Here is a 24,768-nt window from a genome sequence, read left to right as displayed (position 1 = left end):
TCCCGGTGGCTACTTGGCGCCGAGGATCTGCTCGATCGGGTCGATCGCGAAGTACACGAGGAACAGCGCCGAGGCCGCCCACAACAGCCAGTGGATCTCCTTGGCCTTCCCCAGCACCACCTTGATCACGACGTACGCCAGGAAGCCGGCCCCGATGCCGTTCGTGATCGAGTAGGTGAAGGGCATCACGGCGATGGTCAGGAACGCCGGGATCGCGATGTCGTACTTGTCCCAGTCGATGTGCTTGACCTGCGTCATCATCAGGAAGCCCACGGCGACGAGGGCGGGAGCGGCGGCCTGGAGCGGGACGATGGTCAGCAGCGGGGTCAGGAACAGCGCCAGGCCGAACAGCCCACCGGTGATGAGGTTCGAGAACCCGGTGCGCGAGCCCTCACCGACGCCCGCCGCCGACTCGATGTACGACGTGGCGGAGGACGCGGACGCCGCACCACCGGCCACCGCCGCCGCCCCGTCGATCAGCAGCACCCGGCCGAGGTTGGGCACCTTGCCCTCCTCGTCCAGCAGCCCCGCCTCGGCGGTGATCCCGACGACCGTTCCCATCGTGTCGAAGAAGTCGGACAGGATCAGCGTGAAGATCAGCAGGACGACCGTGACGATCCCCACGCCGGGCGCGCTGAAGGAACCGAACAGGCTGAAGTGACCGATCAGCCCGAAGTCGGGGGTGTCGACGACCTTGTCGGGCCACGCCGGTGTCGTCAGCCCCCAGGCCTTGATGTCGGCGATGGAGTTGATGACCATCGCGAGGACCGTCATGGTCACGATGCTGATCAGGATCGCGCCCTTGACCTTGCGCGCGAGCAGCCCGATCGTCAGCAGCACTCCGAGACAGAAGACGAGAATGGGCCACCCGGTGAGGGCGCCGGTGCCCCCGAGCTGAACCGGCACGGTGGTGTTCGCGGCGTCGGGGATACGGCTCACGAACCCGGCGTCCACGAAGCCGATGAACGCGATGAACAGCCCGATCCCGACACTGATCGCCTGCTTGAGCGGTTGCGGAATGGCGTGCATGACGGCCTCCCGCAGTCCGGTGACCACCAGCACACAGATGAGCAGACCTTCCAGGACGACCAGGCCCATCGCGTCGTCCCAGCTCATCAGCGGGGCGATCTGGAAGGCGACGACCGCGTTCAGCCCGAGCCCGGCGGCGAGCGCGAGCGGCAGGTTGCCGCCCACGCCCATGATGATCGTCATCACCGCGGCCACCAGAGCCGTCGCGGTGGTCAACTGCACCGCATCCAGCTGGTGGCCGAACTTGTCCTTCGCGCTGCCGAGAATGATGGGATTCAGGACAAGGATGTAGGCCATCGTGAAGAACGTGGCGAAGCCGCCGCGTATCTCACGGGCGAAGGTGGATCCCCTCTCGGAGATCCTGAAGTACCGGTCGACGGACATGGTCGATGCTCCTTGGTGCCTGAATGATCGATGTGCGGATGCTGGCTGGATTGTTCCTGCGTTGAACGCGCTTCAGGTTTTCCCCGTGTTACGGATTCGGGGGTCGCCCCGTCATCCATCGTTCGAAGGACCGTACGAAACCACGTACTCGATCACTGCTACGCTTCCGCATCTCCGCCCGGCCACCCCCGGACGACCACATGTCATTCACATGACACGCAAAGGAGAGGGAGCCCGTGGGCACAGTCGCCGACGACGCCGCCTCCGTGGAGTTCCACGCCTTCTTCGAACGCCACTATGCCGAACTGTCGCGCCTCGCCCATCTGTTGACCGGCGAGCCGGACGCCGCCGACGATCTGGCGGCGGACGCCCTGCTGGCGCTGTGGCACCGCTGGGACCGGGTGCGCGCGGCCGACCACCCGGCTGCGTACGCGCGCGGAGTGGTCGCCAATCTGGCTCGCACCCGCATCCGCAGCGCCGTCCGCGAGCGCCGGCGCATCGCCCTGTTCTGGTCCCAGCGCGAGGAGAAGGTCGAGGACCCCGACGTGGCGGGCGTGGTCGACGTCCAGGAGGCGTTGCGCAGGCTGCCGTTCCGCAAGCGGGCGTGTGTCGTGCTGCGGCACGCGTTCGATCTCTCGGAGAAGGACACCGCGCTGGCCCTCGGTGTGTCGGTCGGTACGGTTAAGAGCCAGACCTCGAAGGGGATGGCCGAGTTGCAGCGGCTGCTCGGCCCTCAGAACGCTCCGCTGAAGGTGCACGCCGCGATGGCGCGCACCGGTGACGCCGGAGGAAGGGACCGATGACCATGCAGCGGGACGTGCACGGCGCACTGCGCGCCCGGCTGCGGGACGCGGCCGAGGCGCACGAGCCGAACCGCGAGCAGATCCTCGCCCGGATCGAGCGCGGCATGTCGGAGCAGACCCGCCCCGACCACCGGGCGACCCGGCCACCGGTCTACGGCTGGGTGCGGGTGGTGAGCGCCACGGCCGCGGTCGCCTGTGTGCTGGGCCTCGGCGGTTACGCGGTGGCGTCCGCGGTCAGGGACAAGACACCCGCGCAGACGTCGGTCGCGGCCACGGGCACGCCCACTCCGTCGCCCGACGCGACCAGCCGGCCGCCCGCCCCGCCGGCGGATCCGACGCCGAGGACCACCCCCACGCGGGAGGCCGAGAAGCCGAGCGGTCCGCCCTCGGGCACGCCCAGCGCCTCCACCGAGGTGCAGGCGTCCGGCGCCGAGGACGGCCCGCTGTGGTCGGACGGTGCGATGGACCCGCACAGCAACGAGTTCTGGGCGCAGAGCGATGTGACCGTCAGGACCTCCGAGCAGCTGACCGCGCTCACGGTCGAGTTGAGGATCGAACAGACCGGCGGTGTCACCACCACCGGCGCCTGGCGCTCACTGCCCGAGGACGACTTCACGCTGACGGTCGCCGAGAAGGACGGCTTCCTCGTCTACACCTGGGTGCTCAAGGACGGCCGTACGGTCCCCAATGGCGAGTGGGTGTTCGCCGGGCAGTACAACCACGCGCGCGGCGGCCGGGACGCGAAGGGCGACGGCTACACGGCGACGGCGACCGCGAAGTCCGGGGACCTCGCCGTGAAGGGCGGCTTCGCGGCCCAGGCCGACGGCGCGGACGAAGGGGACTCCTAGGTCCGTCGCCGGAGCCTTGAAAAAATCTCCGGCGGCGCGGCAACCCTTTCGTCCTCAGCGGCCACTTAATGGGTGCACGGTCCCCTGATGACGGTGAACGGCTGGGTTTCGGCCATCCCCACGGCCCCCACGCAGCCCGGCACGCGCTCCTTCACCACGGGTTCGTACCGGGGGAACAACCATTCGTTCCTCTTCAACGTCCCTAGTAGTGCGTGGACGTACATGGACCTGCCGGCCTGAGCCCCCCTCGGCCGGCAGCTGCCGGCTGGAGCCCCCCTCGGGCCGGCACGAGGAACGCCCCGCCTGTGACGACAGGCGGGGCGTTTCGTCGTTCCCCGCTCAGTTCATCGTGGTGCCGATGGTGGTGGAGCCGGTGGTCAGGAAGGCCGTCGAGGGCAGCGAACCGCCCGGCTCGCGGGCGCCATACGCCGTGGTGGCGTCCGTCGACCTGAATGCCGGCGTCGGCACCCCGCTGTCCCAGTTGTTCGCCGCGGACACCGTGGACGAACCCCGCTCGGACAGCCCGCCCTTGTTGCTCACCGCCAGATTCCGCGCCAACCGGGCCTTGCCCGTGGCGAAGTAGAAGCCGGCCTCGGCATTGGAGTACGCCGTGTTGCGGTTCAGCACGATCGCCCCGGTGTTGGAGTTCTCGGTGAACCCGTTCAGCGTGTTGTCCCAGGCCGCGTTGTTGTTGACGAGGTGCGCCACCGTGACGCCCCCGCCGCCCAGCTTGAACCCGTTGCCGTTGCCCTCGAAGGCGCCGTCCGCCCACCGGTTTTCGCCGTTCCCGAAGGCCCAGCTGTGCTCGATGGTGACCGGCGAGGAGAACTGCCACAGGTCGAGCCCGTCGTCGGAGTTGTTGTAGAGGCGGGCCCCCGTGATCCGGTTGCCGGTGCCGGACCCGAACTTCACCGCGATCCCGTCGGCGTTCTGTCCGTGCCCGGCGGGGTCGTAGTTGCCGTGACTGTCCAGGTTCTGCACGAGGTTGTCGCTGGTGCCGTCGCCGCGCAGCGTGAACCCGGAGTCCCCGTTGTGCGCGGTGACGAGGTTCTTGAAGACGCCGCCCACGGAGGAGGTGACGACGAAGCCCTGGGCCGGGGAGTTCTGGAAGGTGAGGTTCTGGACGGTCCAGTAGTCGCCGTAGATCCCGGCGAGCCAGGACCCTGCGGGCAGCCTGGACCCGTCGATCCTCACCTTCTCGCTGCCGTGCGCCCGCAAGGTGATCCGCGCCGAACTCGTGCCGTCAGCCGTGGACTTGAGGGTGGCCGACGGGGTGTACGTACCGGCGCGGACCTCAATGACCGTACCCGCGGTGGCGTTCTTCACGGCCGCTTCCAGCTGAGCCGTGCCGGACACGGTGACCGTCGTCGACGCGGCCTCGGCCCCGCCGCCCGACAGACCGAGATGTACGCCGCCCGCGCACGCGGCGACGGCGACCGCCGCGCCGATGGAGAGCGTGCGGGTCCGGCGGTGGCGTCCGGTGCTGTGACGCACGGGGGCGTTCCTTTCCTCGGGGATGGGGACGCCCTGAAGTCGCCGCCGTGACCGGCGAGGTTGCCGGGCCCCAACGAAAACAATCGAAACTTTCGCTGCTCCTCCTCGCGCGCTCATCGATTGACGTGCTGTTTCCCGCTCGTAACACTCCGAAGGCGCGCACAGCCCCCAACAGAAACCCCCACACCCCCACACTCACAGGAGCGACATGCGCCCTCGTATCCTCCTCGTCGCCTGTCTCTCGCTACTGCTGGCCCTTCTCACCGCACCGGCCGGTTCCGCCCACTCAGGAGCACCACCCGTGAGTCACCCCAAGTACGCCGGCTACCTCTTCGCCTACTTCACCGGCGAGGGCACCGCCGACGGCGAGCAGATCCGCTACGCCCTCAGCCGCGGCAACGACCCCCTGCACTGGCGCGAGCTGAACCAGGGCAAGCCGGTCCTGACGTCGACGATCGGCGAGAAGGGCCTGCGCGACCCCTTCGTGATCCGCTCCCCGAAGGGCGACAAGTTCTATCTGATCGCCACCGACCTGCGCATGTACAAGAACAGCAGCGGCAGTTGGGACGACGTCCAGCGGCACGGCAGCAAGTCGATCATGATCTGGGAGTCCACCGACCTGGTCCACTGGACCGACCAGCGCCTGGTGAAGGTCGCCCCGGACAACGCGGGCAACACCTGGGCGCCGGAGGCCTATTGGGACGACAGCCTCGGTGAGTACGTCGTCTTCTGGGCGTCGAAGCTGTACGCCGACGACGACCCCGGGCACACCGGATCGACGTACAACAAGATGCTGTACGCGACCACGAAGGACTTCCGCACCTTCAGCGCGCCCAAGGTCTGGGACGACCCCGGCTACTCGGTCATCGACTCGACGGTCGTGAAGTACAAGGACACCTACTACCGCTACACCAAGGACGAGCGGGACCCCACCTCCAGCTCGCCCTGCGCCAAGTTCATCACCGGCGAGAAGTCGACGAGTCTGACCGCGACCAAGTACGACCTGGTCGCGGACTGCATCGGCAGCGGGGCGATGGACCGCGGTGAGGGTCCGACGGTGTTCAAGTCGAACACGGAGAAGAAGTGGTACCTGTTCATCGACGAGTACGGCGGTCGCGGATACGTCCCCTTCGAGACCACCGACCTCGACTCGGGCAGGTGGACCCCGTCCACGAACTACCAGCTGCCCGCGAATCCCCGGCACGGCACGGTGCTTCCGGTGACGCAGAAGGAGTACGACCGGCTGCTGGCCGCGTATCCGTCGACGCCCGCCTCGGTCGTGGACGCGACGGCCGCGGGTCAGAAGGGGTACGCGATCGTCACCGAGGCCGCGTCGAAGGTCGTGCTCCCGGTGCAGACCGACACCGACCTCACGCACCTCGCTCCGAAGATCGCCGTGGGTGAGGGCGCGAGCATCGCCCCCAGGTCCGGTACCCGGCGCGATTTCCGCAGGCCGCAGTCGTACACCGTGACAGCCGCCAACGGCACCAGCCGCAGCTGGACGGTCGAGGCGGTGCGGACCGGAAGCCCCGTCCTCCCCGGCCTCAACGCCGACCCGGACGTGCACTATCTGAACGGCGAGTACTGGATCTACCCGACCACCGACGGCTTCAACGGCTGGAGCGGGACGCGGTTCAAGGCGTACTCGTCGAAGGACCTGGTCCACTGGAAGGACCACGGGGTCGTCCTCGACCTCGGCGCGGACGTGTCGTGGGCCGACAAGTACGCGTGGGCGCCGGCGATCGCGGAGAAGAACGGGAAGTACTACTTCTACTTCTGTGCCGAGCAGCAGATCGGCGTGGCGGTGGCGGACTCCCCCGCCGGTCCCTTCAAGGACGCGCTGGGCAAACCCCTGGTGGCGAAGGGCGGTTCGCTCCAGGGCCAGATGATCGACCCGGCCGTCTTCACGGACGACGACGGGACGTCGTACCTCTACTGGGGCAACGGGCACGGCTATGTCGTCCCGCTGAACGACGACATGACGTCCTACGACGCCGCCGCGGTGAAGGACATCACCCCGGACAACTTCCGCGAGGGATCCTTCGTGATCAAGCGGCACGGCACGTACTACTTCATGTGGTCCGAGGACGACACCCGCAGCGAGAACTACCACGTCGCCTATGCGACGGGACCGTCCCCGCTCGGCCCGTGGACCAAGAAGGGGACGATCCTGTCCAAGCGTCCCGAGTACGGCATCCTCGCCACCGGCCACCACTCCGTGGTGAACGTCCCCGGCACCGACGACTGGTACATCGTCTATCACCGGTTCGCCCTGAACGGGCCGGGGAAGCCCGGCGGCGACGGAATGCACCGCGAAACCACCATCGACCGGATGGAGTTCGCGGCGGACGGCACGATCAAGCCCGTGGTACCGACCCTCGAGGGGATCCGGCCGGTGAAGAACTAGCTCACGAAGTACGTCGGGTTCGGGAGCTTGTACGTCCGGTCGGCGTAACCGCCGTCGAGGTCGGAGTACTGGTCGCCGAAGTTGGCGATGATCTCGTACCCGAGGTCCTTCTCGATGTGCGCGCGGGTGCCGGACTTGTACTGCACGGTGGTGCAGGTCCAGGTGCCCGGCGTGGCGCAGGCGCTCAGGTAGGACGGCGGGTTCGCCTTGTCCTTGAGGAACACGTGGTCGGTGTCGAGGTTCACGTCGGCACCGATCTTCTTCAGGTTCTCGACCGCCGCCGAGCGCTGCGCCTCGCTGAGACCCGAGTTGTAGAAGACCTCGACGCCCTTCTTCTCGGCGTACTGCACGAGCTCGGGGCTGCCGAAGACGGCCGGGCGGTCGGCCCGGTTCACGTAGTCGGCCCATGTGGTCGCGTTGTACGTGTAGTTGTAGCGCTTCTCGTAGTCGAGGCTGAGCAGCAGCGTGTCGTCGATGTCGAAGACGACGGCGGGCTTCTCGCCCTTGTGGTGCGCCTTGCGGGTGGCCTGGTCGATGTACTTCCGGGCCGCCTTGTCGAGGGACGCGAGGTCCTTGGCGTACGGGCTGGTGGGGGACGCCTGGTAGACACCGTTCGCGTCGGCCGCGGTGCCGTAGTAGGTGTCGATGTCCTTGACCAGGAGCCCGATGTTGTAGGGCTCGTGCGTGGAGTTCGCCGTGGACTGACCGGCGGTGGCCGCGCCGGCGCCGTACAGGGCGCCGCCGGCGACCGCACAGGCGGTGGCGACGGCTGCGATACGCAGTGACTTATGCATGACAGAGGTTCTACGCGCGTCACCCTGGTGGGCGCGAGACCCGCCCGGTAAAAAACGGGTCAAGCGCCCTGAGCCGGGGTGTTCGGAGGCGGCGTCAGTTCATGGTGGCGCCGATGGTGGTGCTGCCCGTCGTCAGGAACGTGGTGGCGGGCAGGGTGCCGCTGGAGCTGCGGGCGTTGTACGTCGTCGAGGCGTCCGTCGACTTGAACGCGGGAGTGCTGATCCCGCTGTCCCAGTTGTTGCCGGACGAGGTGACCTTGGAGCCCTTGCTGACCGAGCCGCCGCCGTTGCTCACCGCGAGGTTCTTGCCGAGTTTCGCGGAGCTGGTGGCGAAGTAGTAGCCCCACTTGCTGTTGGCGTAGGCGGTGGTGCGGTTGATGACGATCGCGCCGGTGTTGGAGTTCTCGGTGAACCCGTTGCCGGCGTTGCCCCAGGCCGCGGAGTTGTTGATGACGTGTGCGACGACCTCGCCGTCGCCGCCCAGCTTGTAGCCGTTGCCGTCGCCCGCGAAGGCGGAGTCGGACCAGCGGTTGACGCCGTTGCCCATGGACCAGGTGTGCTCGACCGTGACGGGCGAGGAGAAGGACCAGAAGTCGATCCCGTCGTCCGAGTTGTTGTAGAGGCGGGCACCGGTGATGAGGTTGCCGGTGCCGGAGCCGAACTTCACGGCGATGCCGTCGGCGTTCTCGCCGTGGTTCGCGGCGTCGTAGTTGCCGTAGGAGTCGATGTTCTTGACCGTGTTGTTGACGGTCCCGTCTCCGGTGAGCGTGAAGCCGGAGTCGCCGCCGTTGACGGTCTTGATGTTGTTCCAGACCGTCCCGGTGCAGGACTGGCAGACGACCGCGCTGTCCGGGGAGTTCTGGAAGGTGATGTTGGAGACGTTCCAGTAGTCGGCGGTCAGCTTGAAGATCCAGTCGCCGTCGGGGAGCGACGAGCCGTCGATCTTCACGGTCTCCGCGCCGTACGCGGTGAGCGTGACCGGCGCGGAGGAGCTGCCGTTTGCCGTGGACTGGAGGGTGGCCGTCGGGTAGTAGGTGCCGCCGCGGACCTGGATGACGGTGCCGGCGGTGGCGTTCTTGATGGCGTTGGACAGGTCGGTCGAGGTGCTGACGACGACCGTCGCGGCCTGGGCCTGGGTGGGGAGAACGGCGAGGCCGGAGCCGAGGGCGAGGGCGGCCGTGGCGATGAGAGCGGTACGACGAGACATGGAGTGCGGGTCCTTTCGCCGTGCTTATGGGGGAGTCGTGCCTTTCGGGGAGTCGTGCCTTTCGGGGACGGGGTTACAGGACGGCGTCGAGCCAGCCGAAGACCTCGTCCTGCATGCGGTCGACGAAGACATGGCCAAGGTCCGGCCATGTCTTCAGGTGCAACCGCTCCTCGGCGTGGCGGGAGTGCCAGACGGCGCGCAGCTTGTCGTACGCGACCTGTACGCCGTCGGCGGGGAACAGCGGGTCGAGCCCGCCGTTGAAGAAGAGCATCGGCCTGGGGGCGGCGATGCTCGCCACGTCGGGGAAGTCGAGGAACCGGGGCAGCCCCGGGTGGAGCATGTAGTAACTGGACTGCCCGCGCAGGGTGTTGTTGCCGGGCACCATCATTTCCCTGAGGCCGGTCATCCAGCAGACGGCCGCCGTGGCCTTGACGGCGTCGGTCAGCGCGGCGGTCTGCCAGGCGCGGTGAGCGCCCATGGAGAACCCGAGAGCCGCGACCCTTTTGGCATCCACCCGGTCGAGACCGGCGAGGAAGCCGGCGGCGCGGGCGTCCTCGCGGGCCATGAGACCTGCGAGGGAGGAGCCGAGGTTGTAGAAGTTGGAGGCGAGGGCCTGCTGTTGTTCGTAGGCGATCGGTCCGCGGTCGCCCCAGCCGAGCGCGTCCGCGCACAGGACGACACGGCCGCGCCGGGCCAGCTCGTCGCCGACGAAACGGCCGCTGAAGTACTTGTCCGCCCAGGTCTGCGCGGAGGCGAGCCGAGTGTCGTCGTACCAGGGCCGGACCAGTTTCTCCTTGCCGATGTCGAACTTCGCCCCGTGATCGTGGAGAAGCAGCACGGCGGGGAACGGCCCGGGGCCGTCCGGAGTGAGCAGGGCGGCACGGACGCGTTCGTGACGGGTGAGGGAGAGGGTGACCAACTCCCGCGTGTAGCCCTCGCTTTGGGGGCCCTGGTCGAATTCGGCGTCGTACGGCGTCCCGTCCTCGCGGTCGACGAGGAGGTGCTCCTCGACCGTGGAACGCGCGGTCCGTCGCCAGGCGCGGAAGTCACGGACCGGTGAAGTCCCCCAGGCCAGCGGGAAGTCCAGCTCGGCCTTGAGCGCCGGGTGGAAGTCGGGCAGCGGGCCGTCGACGACCCCGGCTTCCGCGGGGCTCACCGCTCCCCCGGCCAGCATGGCCGCTCCGGCGCCCACCACGAACGCCCGTCGGCCCACCTCACCGGCGTTCATAGGGCCTCCAGTCGCCGAGATACGTCCGCCGGGTGTGCACGGCGGCCTCTTCGGCGGTCAGCTGGGGCCGGTTGCCGGGGACGGAGATCACCGCGCCGGGGCCTGAGTTGGCGTACTCCCGAAAGCGCATGGTCTGCCAGGGGTAGGCCTCGCGCATGTTGGTGTACGGCGCGACCGGGTCGATTCCGGGCCCGACCCGGCTGTTCCGCACCACGAGGGACGGCCAGGCGGTCGTCTCGTACGACGGCACCCAGGGCCGTGCCAGCTTGTACGCCGCGTCCTCGGCCCCGGAGGTGATGCGGGAGCGGACGGCGAGGATGCCGTAGGGGTTGGCGCGGGCGGTGGAGGGGGCGAAGACCATGCCCTTGGGGGTGAAGTCGACGTCCCGCTGGAGGGTGTGGAAGTGGCACTCCTCGAAGACGGCGGTGGCCCGGCCGAAGACGAAGTCGACGTCGCCCTCGACATAGCAGCGGCGGAAGTACTGCCGGTCGAAGGCGGTGAGCGCGGTCGTCTCGACGAAGAGGGTGTCCTGGTGGGCCAGGAGGCGGACGTTCTCGAAGTGGGTGCGGTCGCCGTAGGTGTAGGCGGCGACCGCCTGGGTGCCGGTGATGTCGGGGTGGTCGGCGCGCAGCCAGTCGTTGGCGAGGGTGAGGTCGCGGACGGTGAGGCCGGGGGCCGCGGAGGTGAAGGTGGCGGAGCCCGCGGTGCCGTAGGTGCCCGAACCGTCGGGCCTGCGGGTGCCGTTGGCGTTGTCGTGGACGATGACGGCGGCGCGTGGGTCACGGACGGCGCCGCGCAGGGTCAGCTCCGCCTTGTCCGCGGGAACGTTGACGATCTCGCGATAGGTGCCCGGGTGCACGACGATCGTCCAGCCGGGGCCGATGACCGCGTCGACGGCCGCCTGGACGGAATCGCCGGGGCGGACGTGGAGGACGCGGCGCGTTCCCGCATGGGCCGGGGCGGACGCCGCCACGACGAGGCCGACGCCGGCGCTGATCAGTGCTCGTCGCCGCATGTCAGCACTCCTCCCGCCACGGCTTCCAGTCGCCGAGGTAGGCCTCGCGCGTGGCCGACTGGGCTTGCTCGGCGGTGAGTTGGGGCCGGTTCCCCGGGACCGTGATCCTGGCGCCGGGGCCGGTGTCCCGGTACTCGGCGAAGCGCTGGTTCCGCCAGGGGAAGGCGTCCGACATGGTGGTGTAGGGGGCGGCCGCGTCGATGCCGGGGCCCAGCCAGGTGTCCCGCACCACGAGCGAGGGCCGGGCGGTGGTGTCGGAGCTCGGCACCCACGGGCGGGCCAGCTTGTAGAAGGCGTCGGGTGCTTCGCTGCTGACGCGGCTCCTGGTGACGAGGTAACCGCGCGGGTTGGCACCCGCCGTGGAGGGCGCGAAGACGAAGCCGTACGGCGCAGCCGCCAGGTCGGTCCGGTTCAGGGTCCTGAAGTGGCAGTTCTCGTAGACGGCCGTGGCCCGCCCGAAGACGAAGTCGACGTCGCCTTCGGCATAGCAGTGCGAGAAGTACTGGCGGGCGAAGGAGGTGAGGGCGATCGAGTCGGCGTAGAGGGTGTCCTGGTGGCCGAGGAAGCGGCAGTGGTGGAAGGCGGAGCGGTCGCCCTGGATCTTGATGGCGACGGCCTGGGTGCCGGTGATGCCGGGGTGGTCGGCACGCAGCCAGTCGTTGGCGAAGGTGATCCAGCGGGCGGTGAATCCGTCGGCCTGCACGGTCGTGGTGGCCGACCCGGTGGTGCCGTAGGTGCCGCCGCCGGGCTTGGGGGTGCCGGCCGCGTTGTCGTACACGACCACGACGTCCCGGGGGTCCTCGGAGGCGCCGATCCAGGTCGCGTCGGTGCGGGTGATGTCGACGGCGACGGTCTCGCGGTAGGTGGCGGGGGCGAGGACGAGGGTCCAGCCGCTGCCGGTGGCGGCGGTGACGGCGTCCTTGACGGTGGTGTGGTCGCCCCGGCCTTTCGGGTCGACGTACAGCGTCTGCGGGGTGAGCCGGGCGGCGGGTGATCCGAAGCGGCCGAACGGGCGCCGGGCGCCGGCGTGCGCGGGGGCCGGCGCGAGGGCGAGCGCGGCCGCCGCTCCGGTGCTCGCGAGCAGGAATCCCCTTCTGGACAGGGGGAGTCGGGTGTCGTGCGAGGGCATGCGGGTGCTCCTTGGACATGCGGCTCAGGGGTGGGGTGCCTCGCGTGGGGGGTGAGGTGGGTGGCCGGGACGGCCGCTGGATTCCGCCCCGGCCGGTCAGGGGGGTGTCAGCAGACGCGCCCGGCGCCCGCGCCGCGGTCGACGATCCCGGGCACCTTCTTGGCCGGGTCGACCTTCGTGCGCAGGGTGGGCGTCCAGCCCGCGCCGGACTCCAGGGTCTCGGCGGGGATCTCGGCGTTGTGGACGGCGATCAGGTCGGTGGGCTTGCCGTTGACGTAGTTGTCCGCGGCGGTGAGCGGGGAGACGTTCCACCGCTTGAGCACCTTGGCCGCGCTGATCCCCGCAGGCAGCGTGAACGCGTTGTGCTCGGCGACGAGTTGGGACTCCTTGCCGATGCCGAAGCTGTAGGCGTAGTCGTCGTTCGCCACGAAGTGGTTGTTGTAGGAGTCGACCTGGCCGAAGCGGACGCGGGGCGCGCGCTCGACGAGGTCGGAGAACAGGTTGTGGTGGAAGGTGACCTTGAGCTTGCCCCGGTCCCCCGCCGCCGTGGACTCGCTGTCGCTGTTGCCGATCAGGATCGTCTTGTCGTGCTCGGTGAAGACGTTCCAGGAGGCGGTGACGTAGTTCGCGCCGCGGACGATGTCCAGCTCGCCGTCGTGCTGCTGGTAGAGCATGCCGAAGTAGGTCGGCGCGGCACTGTCGGGGTGACTGCCGTCGGTGAAGGTGTTGTGGTCCAGCCACACATGGGTGGACCCGTAGACGACGGCGGTGTCGTACTCGGAGTTCCAGTTGCCCTTGTCACCGTCGGTCGGGTCCCACTGCGGGAAGCAGTCGATCGGGCTCTCGAAGGTGAGGTTGCGGACGATGACGTTGTCGACGGCCTTGATCTGCAGGCTCGCGCCCTTGAACCCGGCGTTCTTGCCGACGCCGATGATCGTGGTGTTGGCGGGCACGTTCGCCTTGATGGTCTGGTCCTGGTTGGCGGCGGAGGCGCGGCGCAGCCCCTCGGGGCTGTCGTCGGGCTCGGCGCTCAGGTCGGTGTCCAGGCCCCAGGCCTCGGGCGAGTACTTCGCGAGGTAGGCGTCGAAGTCGTACCCGGGCGCCGCGAGGGAGTCGCAGCCCTCGGAGACGGCGTCGACGGTCCCCTTCACCTTGATGATCTTCGGGGCGCCGCCACCGGCGGCGAGGGCGGCCTTGAAGCCGGCCCAGTCGGTGACGGTGTAGACGTGGGCGGCGTCGGCGGCCGCGCCTCCGGTGGTGCCGGTGCCTTCGGAGGCCCAGCCGTCGCCGGTGGCGAGGGTCTCGCGGGCGACGTCATGACCCTTGGCCTGGGCGGTGGGGCCGGTGACCGCGAGGACCAGGGCGGCGCAACCCGCCACGGCCATCACCCTTGTAATGACATGCCCATGCCATATCTGTGCGTTCATGGTGCGGCTCTCTTTCGACAACGAAGAAGGAGTGGTCAGGCGGTGGCCGACGACGGCCAGGTGATCCAGGACTCCGGGATCTCGGCATCGAGCCGGCACACGTCCCGGGGTGCCAGCACGCGGTGCCGCAGCAGTTCACGGGTGACGAGCCGGGCCACGGCTATGGCACCCGGCGGATTGAAGTGCGTGTTGTCCTGCTCGGTCGCGGTCCAGTTGAAGTACCGCTTGGTCTCCTCGACCCCGAGCTTCTGCCACAGCGCGAGCGACAGGGCCTGGATGTCGAGCAGTGCGACACCCTCCTCGGTGGCGAGCGCCCGCATCGCCGCCGGATAGTCGCCGTGGGTCGGCACGGCGTTGCCGGAGGCGTCGAACTTCCGCCGCTCGACCGAGGTGGCCAGCACGGGCCGGGCACCACGGGCGCGGGCACCGTCGATGTACAGGCGCAGATAGTCCTGGTACGTCGTCCAGGGCTCGGTGTAGCGGGCCGGGTCCGCGGTCTTCTCGTCGTTGTGGCCGAACTGGATCAGCAGGAAGTCGCCCGGCTGAATGGCGCCGAGGATGACATCGAGCCGTCCCTCGTCGACAAAGGACTTCGAACTCCGCCCGTTCACCGCGTGATTGGCGACACGCCGGTCCTTGTGCAGAAAGAAGGGGAGCGCCATGCCCCACCCGGTCTCGGGAGCGGCGTCGGCGTATTTCTGGGCGGCGGTGGAGTCACCGGCGATGTAGAGGGTGCGCTGTTCTTTGGCCTGAGCAGTACCGGTTGCGCTGAAAGCGACGGGCACGGCGGCCATCGCCGCCACGGTGACCTGTCTGCGTGTGAGTGACACCTTGGGTAGCCTCTCTTCCCTCAGGGGCGCGGGCTGTATCGATGTGCGGCTCCGCCGCGGGGCGCGACCAGCCACGACGAACCCGCGGCCGGCCGCACAGTGAACCCCCGAGCTCTTAGCCGTTCTGTTCCTTCCACTCGACCTGAGCCTTGTTCAGCTGGTCGGCCATGGTGTCCAGGAAGTCCTTCGCACTCATGTCACCCAGCAGCACCTTCTGGAAGTTCGGCTCGTTGTCCGCCTTGGAGATGGTGTTCCAGTCGGGCAGGTAGTACGGCAGCTGGACGATCGTCGTGGAACCGTCCGTCAGTGCGGCGGCGGCCAGCTTCGTGGGCTCGGCCTCCGAGATCCAGGCGTCCTTGGCTGCGTCGTTGTTCGACGGCACCTGCCCGGCGGCCTTGTTGAACTTCGAGTTCTCCGCGGCCGAGGTCGCGAACTCGATGAACTTCCACGCGGCGTCCTTGTTCTTCGAGCTCTTGAACACCCCCATCCCGTCGACGGGGTTGGACACCTGGACCCGCTTGCCGGAGGCGCCGATCGGCTGCGGAATGCCCCGGAACTTGTCGACCCCGAGTGCCTTCACGTGGTCCTGGTACGACCCGAGGTTGTGGTTCAGCATCCCGATCGTGCCGGAGTCCCACTGGGCGACCATCTTGGTGAAGTCGTTGTTGAGGTCGGCCGCCGGAGTGACCTTCTTGTAGAGGGCCGCGTACTTCTCCAGCCCGGCCACGTTCTTCGGATCGTTGACGGTGGTCTTGTCGCCGTTCCAGAACGAGGTGATCCCGCTCTGCCCGTACATCGCGTCCAGGGCCTGAGCGATGGACCCTGCGCCACCGCGGATGGTGTAACCGAACTCGTTCTTCTTGGCGTCGGTGAGCTTGTCCGCGGCCGCGTAGAACTTGTCCCAGGTGGTCGGCTCGTCGAGGCCCGCCTTCTTGAACAGGTCGGTCCGGTAGTACAGCACGCCGTTGTTGGCGGAGGTCGGGATCGAGTACAGCGTCCCGTCCCCACCCCCCGCCGCCTTCAGCACGCCGACCATGTCCTCGTTGAGCTTGCCGTTCAGGGAGGACTTGGAGAGCCGGCTGTCCAGCGGCTCCAGCGCGTTCTGCGCGGAGAACCCGGCGAGCATGGCCGCGCCGACACCGCCGACGTCCGGCAGGCCGCCGCCCTGGATGGCGGTGTCGACCTTGGACTGGTACTCGGTGGAGGCGATACCGACGTACTCGACCTTGATGTCCGGGTTCGCCTTCTGGAAGTCGGCGATGATCTCCTTCCAGATGTCGGTGCGCACACCGCCGTTGTTGTCCCAGAAGACGATCTTGCCCTTGCCGCTGCCCTCGCCTCCCTTGTCACCGCCGGACCCGCTGCCGTCGTCACCGCAGGCGGTGGCGGTCAGCGCCAGGACGGACCCGAGGGCGACGGCTGTGGCAGCGCGCCTGCTTCTGCGGATACTGATCTTCATTGATCGGCTCTCTTCTTCTTCTGATTCCAGCGGAGAAATGAAGTTGTGGGGGGAAGTCGGTGGCGCCCGGAAGTCAGTGGCCGGCGTACGGCGCCCAGCCGTCCGTGCCCTTGAGGTAGTTCGCGAGCGTGCAGGTCCTCGCGTCGGCGGCGCCGAGCTGTGGCCGGTCCGCGCTCGGGGCCGCGCCCGGCCCGGAGTTGCGGAACTCGGCGAACCGCGCGTCCCTCCACGAGAAACCGCTCATGTCGGTCCACGGCGAGGACTTCACGGCGGCCGGCAGCTCGGTGTCGCGGATCAGCACCTGGGCCACGGCGGCGGGTTCACCGCCCGGGTGCCACGGCCGTCCCAGATGGACGGACTGGCCCGGCGCGTCGCTCACGACCTTCGACCGGGTGATCAGGAACCCGTACGGGTTGCCCGTCCAGGTCGAAGCGGCCGTGATGTAGCCGTTGTTGGTGTCCGAGCCCCGGCTCAGCGCCCGGATCACGGACCGGTCGATCACCGTGGTCGCCCGGCCGTAGACGAAGTCGACATCGCCCTCGATGTACGAGTCGCGGATGTAGACCCGGCTGATCAGGTCCAGCTTGGGGCTGTCGGTCATCAGGGTGTCCTGGTTGCCCAGGAAGGCGGTGTCCTCGAAGACGATCCGGTCGCCGGTCGTCTTCATCGCGAGGGCCTGCTCGCCCTTCAGCTCGACCGCGGCCTCGTCGAAGTCGTTGCTGAAGGTGAGGTGGCGGGCGGTGACGTCGTTCGCGGCGATCCGGACCGTCGCGCTGCCCGTCGAACCGCCGTACTCGGCGGGGGTGTCGTAGACGATGACGGTGTCGGACCGGTCGTGTCCAGTGCCCTGGAGCACCATCCTGGGCTTGGTCGCGGGGATGTAGACCTTGGCTCGGTAGGTGCCCGGCGCGACGGTGATCGTCACCGGCACGGCGTTGCCGTCGGGCACGGCGTCCACCGCGGCCTGCACGGTCGGGTAGTCAGCGGGGACGTGCAGGGTCACCCCGATCCGCTTCTGCGGACCGGAGAACCTCGACACCAGCGAGGGCACGGCGGCGGCCGGGTCCAGCCGGTAGTCGTAGAAGGACCGCGGATCGAATGCCGTGCCCCACGCGTCCGTGCGCCCGGTCGTGTTCTTCAGGATCGATCCGCGCTGCACCAACTCGGCGGTGGCATCGGCCTGGTAGGGATGCTGGACACCGTCGTAGTAGCTGTTCTCGATGACCATCCTGGTCCTGCCGCGCGCCCAGTTCCCGTACGTCCACACCGGGTCACCGTCGGCGACCTGCGAGGACAGGTAGTTGTTGTACAGGTGGGCGAAGGCGAGGTTGTCCGCCGAGGGGTTGCGCTGCTTGGTGCCGCGGAACCAGTTGTGGTCGATCGTCATCTCGGTGAGGACATTGGTGGTCCAGCCGATCCCGAACGCCTTGTTGTGGTTCGTGAACTGGTTGGAGGAGACGGTGATGTACCGGCTGTCCTTGCGGATGTCGAGCAAACCGTCGCCCATGTGCGTGAAGCGGTTGTGATCGATCCAGACATGGTCGACCGTGTCCATCTGGATCGCGTCGAAGTCGGTCGTCTTGCCGTCCCAGTCGCCCTCGACGTACGAGTCACGGATCGTCAGGTTGCGGATGATCACGTTGTGCGTGCCGGGGTTGAGATGGAGCTCGCCGTGGACGATCTCGCCGGTGTCGCCGACGCCGATGATCGTCTTGTTCGAGGCCACGACGATGTCCGAGCCGAAGGGCTCGACGGCTATCGCGCCCGAGACCCGTATGACGTACGGCTCCTCGGCCGCCGCGTAAGTGGCCAGCGCGGCCTGGTCGGTGACGGTCACGACCTTGCCGCCGGCCCCTCCGGTGGTCCCGCCGGCGAGGGAGGCGAAGCCGTGGGCCCGGTCACTCCAGCGGTCGACCGGAGTCTTCTCGGCAGCCTTGGCCTGCCCGATCGCCCCGAGGCTCAGCGCGGCCACCAGACCGAGGACAGCGGCCAGGACCGTGCCGTATCCCGGTCTCTGCAAGCGCTTGCTATGAAGGTGCTGCGTCATTGCGGCTCCCAACAGGCTTACGGGTTCGGTGCGTTACAGGGGGTCGATCCTGAAGTGCGAGAAGGTTGCCGCCCCGGCGTGCCCTCCTCCGACGGGCACGAGGGCGAACAGTCCGAGCAGGGCTCCGACCCAGCGCCAGGGGGTGGCGGCGAAGACGGGTCCGCTGGGGCGCAGGCCGTCGCCGACGTCGGAGAAGAAACGGCAGCGCGCCCCCGCGCCGATCTCGATCCGCAACCGCGCCCGTCCCGTGGGCGCCGGCCGCGGATGGTCGGCGTCCCGCTCCTGCTCGGCGACGCCCTCGGCGAACCGGTGCACGAGATGGACGCTCCCGTCGGCCCCGCGCTGGAGCCCGATCCAGCTGAAGGCATCGCCCAGGACGGCGAGTCCGGCGCGTGCCCCCGGCTCCTCGCTGCGCAGTCGCAGTTCCACCTCGACCGCCGATGGTGTGCCGGGCAGCCGCTGGGTGAGAACGTTGGGCAGTTTGCGCAGGTCGGGCGCGTCGGCCGAACGGACGCAGGTGAGCCGTAGCCCGTCGCCCGAGTGGTGGGTGGCCCAGCCGGGCTGCGGGTTCGCGGTCCACTGCCACTGGCGGCCGAAGCGTCCGCCGGGGAAGTCGTCGTCGGTGGCGGGCGCCGCGTCCTGCTGCGGCGGCAGGTCGGGCCTCTCGTGTACGGCGACGGGGGCGCCGTCGTCGCCGATCACCGGCCAGCCGTCGTCACCCCAGCGCATCGGCTGGAGATGGACGACCCTGCCGTAGGCGCCCTTCTGCTGGAAGTGCAGGAACCAGTCCTGGCCGGACGGGGTGCGCACCCAGCCGCCCTGGTGCGGCCCGTTGACGTCGGAGTCCTGCTGCTCCAGGACGACCTTCTCCTCGTACGGGCCGAAGAACCCGCGCGAGCGGAAGGCACCCTGCCAGCCGGTCTCCACTCCCCCCGCCGGAGCGAGGATCCAGAACCAGCCGTCGTGCCGGTAGAGCTTGGGGCCCTCCAGGGTGAACCAGCCTGGTAACCGGTCGCCGTCGACGATCACCTTGCCCTCGTCGAGGAGTTCGCGGCCGTCGAGGTCCATGCGGTGGCCGGTGAGGCGGTTCTTGACGCCGGAGCGGGACTTGGCCCAGGCGTGCACCAGATAGGCCTCGCCGGTCTCCTCGTCCCACAGGGGGCAGGGGTCGATCAGGCCCTTGCCCGACTTGACGAGGTGCGGGCGGGTCCAAGGGCCCCTGATCTCGGGGGCGTTGATCTGGAAGATGCCCTGGTCCGGGTCGCCCCAGAAGATCCAGAACCGTTCGTCGTGGTGGCGCAGCGAGGGGGCCCAGACCCCGCAGTCGTGCCGGGGCTTCGTGAACTCCCCCGCAGGCTCCAGGTGTTGGAGGGCGTGGCCGATCAGCGTCCAGTTGACCAGGTCGCGGGAGTGCAGCAGCGGCAGTCCGGGGACCCGGCCGAAGCTGGAGGCGGTGAGGTAGAAGTCGTCGCCGACGCGGAGCACGTCCGGGTCGGACCAGTCGGCGTTCAGGATCGGATTCGTGTACGTCACTGGCTGACCGCCTTCCGTACCAGGGCCGCCACTTCGAGCCGGGGCAGGCGTCCGTCGGCCACGACGGTGACGATCCGGCGGACGACGGTCTCGCCGGGCGGGATGGGCAGCCTTGAGTCGTAAGCCAGCGATGATCCGACGCCCGGGTATTCGCCGACGCGCACGAACCACGGGTCGCGGCGGGTCCGGTCGGTGGCCCCGGCGAAGACGAGCGTCCAGGTGGCGCCGGTGAGGGCGACCCAGTCGGCGCGGGTGCCGTGGATCGCGTCCTCGCCTTCGCGGTCGACGGTGAAGACGTCCGGCGCGTCCTGTTCCTTCCGGGCCCGCCAGAAGAACCCGCCGTAGGCCGCGCCCGGGCGGCCGTTGGTCGCGGGGCTGCCGATCGACAGGGGGTCCGAGGTGACGTTGGTGAGGGAGAAGGTGAAGTCCAACGCCCATGCGGAGCCGGTCAGTTCGGTGGCCGCGACGGTACGGCGCTCGCGCAGCAGCTCGGTTCCGGAGGCGACCCAGCGCAGCTCCTCCACGAAGCCGTCCGGGTCGCGGAGCTGGAAGGAGTTGTGGCGCTGGGCACCGTGGTTGTCGAGCTCGGTCGGGCCCTGGTCGCGGACGTAGGTGCGCCCGCCCCAGAAGTTGTGCCCCTCGACGTCGGGAACGGCGACACCGACGCCGAGGTGGTGGATGTGGTCGGCGGGGCTGACTTCGGTGACAGCCGTGCCGGCCAGGGTGGTGACGGGGTGCAGGTAGGGGCGCGGGGAGAGCCGGGCGGGCAGCTCGGGCCGGGTGACGTAGCGGCCGACCGGGCGGCCCGCGACACGCAGGACCGGGGAATCGGGGGTCGTCATGTGCTCACCTCGTTCGCGACGTGTGGCCGGGCCCAGTCGGCGCCCAGCTCGGAGTAGAGGGCGAGACTGTCGGCGGCGGCCGCGACGAGTCCGTCGATGCCGGGGACGACCCGGCGGTCCTCGTCGGGGAGCAGGTGCCAGGCCGTCGCCGGGAGCGGGTCCGGGTCGGGGGCGAGCCGAATGGCTTCGACGACCTTCATGAAGGCGCCGGTCGCGTCCGGGACGACCAGCAGGTCGTCGCCGTCGGTGACGTGGTCGACCAGATTCTCCAGCAGGTCGGTGCGGCCGTACTCGTACTCCTCGGGGCCGTGGCCGGCCCGCTGGAGCAGCACGCGGTCCTGCTTGTACCAGTAGGTGATCCGGCCGCGGTCGCCGTGCACGACGACGTACGGCTCGTCGGGGTCCTCCGCGCACAGGGTCACGGCGACGGTCACCTGGAGGCCGTTCGCGGTGGTGACGCGGACACAGGAGGTGTCGTCGGACTCGATGTCGTTCGCGCGCAGCAGCTCGGTCTCGATACGGGTGACGTCCTCGGCGCGGCTCGCGTCGCCCAGGGCGAGCGCGGTGGCGACGGCGTGCGCGAGCGGGTTGGTCAGTGCTCCGTCGATCACGTCGACGCCGTTCATCCGCCGCTTGCCCGCCCAGGGCGCACGCCGGTAGTACGCCTCGGCACGCGCCCAGGCACCGGCCCCGCCGATCCCGGTCACCTCGCCGATCGCTCCCTCCTCGACCAGCTCGCGGATCGCGGGCACGGCGTGCGAGCCCAGCGACTGGAAACCGATCTGGCAGGCGACACCGGCCGCGGCGACTCCGTCGGCCATGCGGCGGAACTCGGCGTAGGAGGGAGCGGGGGGCTTCTCCAGAAGAAGGTGCACTCCTCGGGAGGCCGCCGCGAGTGCCAGGTCCGTGTGGGTCGGGATCGGCGTGCAGATCACCGCGATCCGGGCGCCGGTCGCGTCGAGGAGCGCGCCGAAGTCGGCGGACTGCTCGGGCGTTCCCAGGCCTTCGGGGATCTCGTCGCCGGTCAGCGGGGTCAGCTCGCAGATCCCGGCCAGTCGTACGATCCCCTTGTCCTGCAGTCGGCGGATGTTCTCCAGGTGCCAGCGGCCGTGGCCGCGCGCGCCCGCCAGGACGATGTCTACGGTGCTCATGGGATCCTCCCTGCGCCCGCGCCGCGGGCCACCTGCCGGTCGGCCGCTTCGGCGCTGTCGATCTTTGTGTGCAGGGTAGGCGTCCAGCCGACGTCCGCCGTGAGGTCACGCTCGCTGCCCGAGTCGTAGGCGTTGTAAAGGGCGAGCAGATCCACCGGATAGCCGTTGAAGAGGGTGCCGGTCTGGTGCGGCGCGCTGCCGTTCCAGCTCTTGACGAGGTCGGCCGCCTCGATGTGGCCGGGGGTGTGGAAGGCGTTGTTCTCGGCGTGGACGGCGGACTCGGTGGAGATGCCGAGGGAGTAGCGGTAGTCGTCGTTCCTGGCGAGGTACCGGTTGTTGTAGAGGTGCACCTGTCCGAAGCGGACACGGGGCGCGCGCTGTACGACGGACTCGAACTGGTTGTGGTGCAGGGTGACCCGGAGTCTGCCGCGGTCGCCGGTGGCCGAGTCGCTGTTGCCGATGAGCATCGCCTTGTCGTGGTCGGCGAACCGGCTCCAGGAGACGGTGACCAGGTCGGAGCCGTTGGTGATGTCCAGCAGGCCGTCGTGGCGGAGGTAGTTGCGGGCGAAGTAGGTGGGCTCGTCGGCGTCGGGGTGGCAACTGTTCGCCGGGGATACAGGGGGACGCTTTAGCTCGATCGTGTGATCGTCGGCTTGCAGGCTTGCGGTGGACTGGGCTGATCGAGGTAGCGTCGCTGTGCGATCTGGGACGCCGGGTGCGGTGCCAGCGTGCGGGGCCCCTGCTCCACCAGCGAGATGGCTCAGGGCCTCCCCGTCGCCTCTGGCCGCACCCACATGGCCAGATCGTGAGGGACTCCGCCCTTCCAGGACCGGACCACGGACAGGATCCGTGTCGCCCTCCGGAGGCGAAGGCGGACGCCCAGCACGCCCAAGGCCGTTCGGGGCGTGCCAGTAAGCGGGCTCACTCCTGCCGACCGCCCAGGAACGGTCGTAGGCGGCGAGGTACTTCTTCGTCCTGTAGCCGCCAGTGGCGTACTCGGCGCAGTCCAGTTGGGGGCGGGTGTCGTCCGTGTTGGCGGCGATCGTCCCGGCGATCTTGATGATTTCCGGGGCGTCGCTGCTGCCGTCCAGGGCGTGGGCGAGTCCGGCGCAGTCGGTGACCGTATACACGTGACCGTCGTCGACCGTCGCACCGCCGGTGATGCGGCCGTCGGCGGCTGCCCAGCAGTCGTTCGGTGGCAAGGTTTCGCGGCTGAGGTCACGGGCCTCGGCGTGAGCGGGGACGCAGAGACTCTCCAACAAGCCCATGTCGACGCCGATCCGACGGGGTATCATCCCTTCACCGCCCCCGCGCTGAAGCCCGTGATCAGCCACTTCTGGATGAAGGCGAACACGATCACCACGGGTACGGCAGCGATGATGCCGCCGGCGGCGAGCGCGCCGAGGTCGACGCTGTCCGCGCTCATCAGGGTGTTGAGGCCGACCGGGATCGTCTGCTTGTCCTGGTTGTTGAGGAACATCAGGGCGAACAGGAAGTGGTTCCAGGAGTGCACGAAGGCGAAGGATCCGACGGCGATCAGACCGGGCCGCAGGAGCGGCAGGACGACGATCCGGAAGGCCGTCATCCTGTTGCAGCCGTCGACCCAGGCCGCCTCTTCGAGCGAGTACGGCACGTTCTTGATGAAGTTGCTGATCAGGATCATCGACAGCGGCAGCTGGAACACCGTCTCGGCGATGATGACACTGCCCAGCGAGTTGATCATCTTCAGCTCGGCGAAGATCTCGAACAGCGGCACCAGGAGCAGCGCACCCGGCACGAACTGCGAGCACAGCAGGGCCAGCATGAACGCGTTCTTGACCTTGAAGTCGAACCGGGCGAGGGCGTATCCGCCGGCCAGGGCGACGAGTGTCGTCATCACCAGGGTGGCGAGGCCGACGTACACGCTGTTCTCGAAGTAGGTGCCGAAGGCCCGCTCCGTCCACACCTTCTTGAAGTGGTCGAAGGTGATCGGCCAGGGGACGAGCGAGGTCGAGCCGGCCGGGCGCAGCGCGAAGAGCAGGATCCAGTAGAAGGGGATGAGCGTGAAGACGAGGTAGATCGACAGCGGTGTGTAGATCTGCCAGCGCGGGACCTCGTCCCAGGAACGGCGGTGCTTGACCGAGCGCGGCGGTTCGGGTGTCTCGCGCACGGGCGCGGGCGCGACCTCCGTGGCCTCCTTGGTGATCACTTGGAACCGCCTCCGAACTTGCTCAGCCGCAGATAGACCATCGAGCAGAAGAGCAGGATCACGAACGCGACCGTGGTCAGGGCGGACGCGTAGCCGAAGTTGTGGGCGTCGACGCTGGTGTTGGCGATGTACAGCGGCAACGTGGTGGTCTCGCCCGCCGGTCCGCCGCCGGTCAACGTGTAGAGCAGGTCGACGTTGTTGAACTCCCACACCGCGCGCAGCAGCGTGGACAGGATGATCGCGTCCTTCAGGTGCGGCAGCGTGATGTGCCAGAACTGCTTGAAGCGGCTGGCCCCGTCGACCTCGGCGGCCTCGTACAGGTCCTTCGAGACGGACTGGAGGTCGGCGAGGATGAGGATCGCGAAGAAGGGCACACCGCGCCACAGGTCGGCGACGACCGCCGCCGAGAAGACGGTGGAGGTGTCCGACAGCCAGCTGGTGCCGTAGGAGCCGATGCCCATGTCGGCGAGGTAACGGGTGATGCCCGTCTGGGAGTTGTAGAGCAGCACCCAGATCGCGGAGGTCAGCACTCCGGAGACGGCCCACGGCGAGAAGACCATCGCGCGCCCCAGTCCCCGGCCCACGAAGGTCTGGTTGACGATCAGCGCGAGCGCCAGGCCGAACAGCAGCTGGAGCCCGACCTCGACGAAGACCCACTTGGCGCTGAAGGTCAGCGTGTCCCAGAACTGCGGGTCCTTGGTGAAGATCTGGACGAAGTTGTCGAAGCCCGCGTACCCGTTCCGCCACGGCTTGGTGGGGTTGTAGTTCTGCAGGCTGTAGTAGAAGACGCTGATGACCGGGTAGGCGATGAAGCCCAGCATCAGCAGGGCCGCCGGCGCGATCAGCAGGTACGGCAGTCTGCGCGGCGTGGCGGAGGCACGGCGCCGCCGGGGTGGCGCGGGCGGTTTCGCCACGGCTGCGGCTTGGGCCATGACTGTTCTCCGTTCTCAGTA

At 68.8% G+C, this 24,768-nt stretch carries 20 protein-coding genes and 1 pseudogene; 4 read left to right on the top strand and 17 right to left on the bottom strand.

Going from position 1 to position 24,768, the window contains the following annotated elements; all coding sequences use genetic code 11:
- Positions 1–9 precede the first annotated feature (9 nt).
- On the bottom strand, positions 10–1,413 hold the full coding sequence (locus tag OG841_RS35735) for an NCS2 family permease (RefSeq protein ID WP_371568310.1): 1,404 nt from the start codon (positions 1,411–1,413) through the stop codon (positions 10–12).
- Positions 1,414–1,649: 236 nt separating this feature from the next.
- Here OG841_RS35735 and OG841_RS35730 point away from each other — a divergent pair, with 236 nt between their 5' ends.
- From OG841_RS35730 to OG841_RS35720, 3 genes and pseudogenes are all read left to right on the top strand, one after another.
- Positions 1,650–2,216 (top strand): SigE family RNA polymerase sigma factor, encoded by a 567-nt coding sequence (locus tag OG841_RS35730; RefSeq protein ID WP_328637603.1) that lies wholly within the window; start codon positions 1,650–1,652, stop codon positions 2,214–2,216.
- Positions 2,213–3,064, top strand: a complete 852-nt coding sequence (locus tag OG841_RS35725; protein ID WP_371568306.1) for a hypothetical protein — start codon at positions 2,213–2,215, stop codon at positions 3,062–3,064. Before OG841_RS35730 ends, OG841_RS35725 begins: the two co-directional genes overlap by 4 nt.
- Before the next feature lie 81 nt (positions 3,065–3,145).
- A pseudogene (locus OG841_RS35720) lies at positions 3,146–3,280 on the top strand (polysaccharide lyase family protein); the annotation flags it as partial.
- Between the two features lie 123 nt (positions 3,281–3,403).
- Here OG841_RS35720 and OG841_RS35715 read toward each other — a convergent pair.
- On the bottom strand, positions 3,404–4,558 hold the full coding sequence (locus OG841_RS35715) for a right-handed parallel beta-helix repeat-containing protein (RefSeq protein ID WP_328637605.1): 1,155 nt from the start codon (positions 4,556–4,558) through the stop codon (positions 3,404–3,406).
- A gap of 208 nt (positions 4,559–4,766) precedes the next feature.
- Here OG841_RS35715 and OG841_RS35710 point away from each other — a divergent pair, with 208 nt between their 5' ends.
- Complete coding sequence (locus OG841_RS35710) at positions 4,767–6,965, top strand: family 43 glycosylhydrolase (protein WP_371568302.1); 2,199 nt, start codon at positions 4,767–4,769, stop codon at positions 6,963–6,965.
- Here the strand turns inward: OG841_RS35710 and OG841_RS35705 are convergent.
- The 15 genes from OG841_RS35705 to OG841_RS35635 form a co-directional block, all read right to left on the bottom strand.
- On the bottom strand, positions 6,962–7,759 hold the full coding sequence (locus OG841_RS35705; protein WP_328637607.1) for an HAD family acid phosphatase: 798 nt from the start codon (positions 7,757–7,759) through the stop codon (positions 6,962–6,964). The two genes, OG841_RS35710 and OG841_RS35705, sit on opposite strands and share 4 nt — an antisense overlap.
- A 94-nt stretch (positions 7,760–7,853) precedes the next feature.
- The gene (locus OG841_RS35700) at positions 7,854–8,966 is read right to left on the bottom strand and encodes a right-handed parallel beta-helix repeat-containing protein (RefSeq protein WP_328637608.1); all 1,113 of its coding nucleotides are present in this window, start codon (positions 8,964–8,966) and stop codon (positions 7,854–7,856) included.
- Between the two features lie 73 nt (positions 8,967–9,039).
- Positions 9,040–10,194 carry a dienelactone hydrolase family protein gene (locus OG841_RS35695; protein WP_371568298.1) on the bottom strand — a complete coding sequence of 385 codons (1,155 nt, stop codon included), beginning with the start codon at positions 10,192–10,194 and terminating at the stop codon, positions 9,040–9,042.
- Entirely contained in the window at positions 10,181–11,209 is a 1,029-nt protein-coding gene (locus tag OG841_RS35690; protein ID WP_328637610.1) for a pectinesterase family protein, read from the bottom strand. The genes OG841_RS35695 and OG841_RS35690 overlap by 14 nt, the downstream gene beginning before the upstream one ends.
- A 1-nt stretch (position 11,210) precedes the next feature.
- Complete coding sequence (locus OG841_RS35685; RefSeq protein ID WP_371568297.1) at positions 11,211–12,338, bottom strand: pectinesterase family protein; 1,128 nt, start codon at positions 12,336–12,338, stop codon at positions 11,211–11,213.
- 107 nt (positions 12,339–12,445) lie between these two features.
- Positions 12,446–13,765, bottom strand: coding sequence for a pectate lyase family protein (locus tag OG841_RS35680; protein ID WP_365117729.1), 1,320 nt, complete (start codon positions 13,763–13,765; stop codon positions 12,446–12,448).
- Positions 13,766–13,800: 35 nt separating this feature from the next.
- A complete protein-coding gene (locus OG841_RS35675) occupies positions 13,801–14,595 on the bottom strand; it encodes a rhamnogalacturonan acetylesterase (RefSeq protein WP_371568293.1) in 795 nt (264 codons plus the stop codon).
- Between the two features lie 115 nt (positions 14,596–14,710).
- The gene (locus OG841_RS35670) at positions 14,711–16,054 is read right to left on the bottom strand and encodes an ABC transporter substrate-binding protein (RefSeq protein ID WP_371568291.1); all 1,344 of its coding nucleotides are present in this window, start codon (positions 16,052–16,054) and stop codon (positions 14,711–14,713) included.
- 73 nt (positions 16,055–16,127) lie between these two features.
- Positions 16,128–18,101 carry a pectinesterase family protein gene (locus OG841_RS35665; protein ID WP_371568288.1) on the bottom strand — a complete coding sequence of 658 codons (1,974 nt, stop codon included), beginning with the start codon at positions 18,099–18,101 and terminating at the stop codon, positions 16,128–16,130.
- A gap of 33 nt (positions 18,102–18,134) precedes the next feature.
- Positions 18,135–19,634: a glycoside hydrolase family 43 protein gene (locus OG841_RS35660; protein ID WP_371568286.1), complete on the bottom strand. Its 1,500-nt coding sequence runs from the start codon at positions 19,632–19,634 to the stop codon at positions 18,135–18,137.
- Positions 19,631–20,476: a PmoA family protein gene (locus OG841_RS35655; RefSeq protein WP_328637617.1), complete on the bottom strand. Its 846-nt coding sequence runs from the start codon at positions 20,474–20,476 to the stop codon at positions 19,631–19,633. The genes OG841_RS35660 and OG841_RS35655 overlap by 4 nt, the downstream gene beginning before the upstream one ends.
- Positions 20,473–21,627, bottom strand: coding sequence for a Gfo/Idh/MocA family protein (locus tag OG841_RS35650; protein ID WP_328637618.1), 1,155 nt, complete (start codon positions 21,625–21,627; stop codon positions 20,473–20,475). Before OG841_RS35650 ends, OG841_RS35655 begins: the two co-directional genes overlap by 4 nt.
- Positions 21,624–22,922, bottom strand: a complete 1,299-nt coding sequence (locus tag OG841_RS35645; RefSeq protein ID WP_328637619.1) for a pectate lyase family protein — start codon at positions 22,920–22,922, stop codon at positions 21,624–21,626. The genes OG841_RS35650 and OG841_RS35645 overlap by 4 nt, the downstream gene beginning before the upstream one ends.
- Positions 22,919–23,815 carry a carbohydrate ABC transporter permease gene (locus OG841_RS35640; protein WP_328637620.1) on the bottom strand — a complete coding sequence of 299 codons (897 nt, stop codon included), beginning with the start codon at positions 23,813–23,815 and terminating at the stop codon, positions 22,919–22,921. The genes OG841_RS35645 and OG841_RS35640 overlap by 4 nt, the downstream gene beginning before the upstream one ends.
- Positions 23,812–24,747 (bottom strand): carbohydrate ABC transporter permease, encoded by a 936-nt coding sequence (locus OG841_RS35635; RefSeq protein ID WP_059206229.1) that lies wholly within the window; start codon positions 24,745–24,747, stop codon positions 23,812–23,814. Before OG841_RS35635 ends, OG841_RS35640 begins: the two co-directional genes overlap by 4 nt.
- Between the last annotated feature and the right edge of the window lie 21 nt (positions 24,748–24,768).

The organism is Streptomyces canus, assembly GCF_041435015.1.
In the GTDB taxonomy this organism is placed as follows: domain Bacteria; phylum Actinomycetota; class Actinomycetes; order Streptomycetales; family Streptomycetaceae; genus Streptomyces; species Streptomyces canus_G.
Note: the sequence above shows the minus strand (reverse complement) of the source record. Positions and strands in the feature narration are given on the sequence as shown.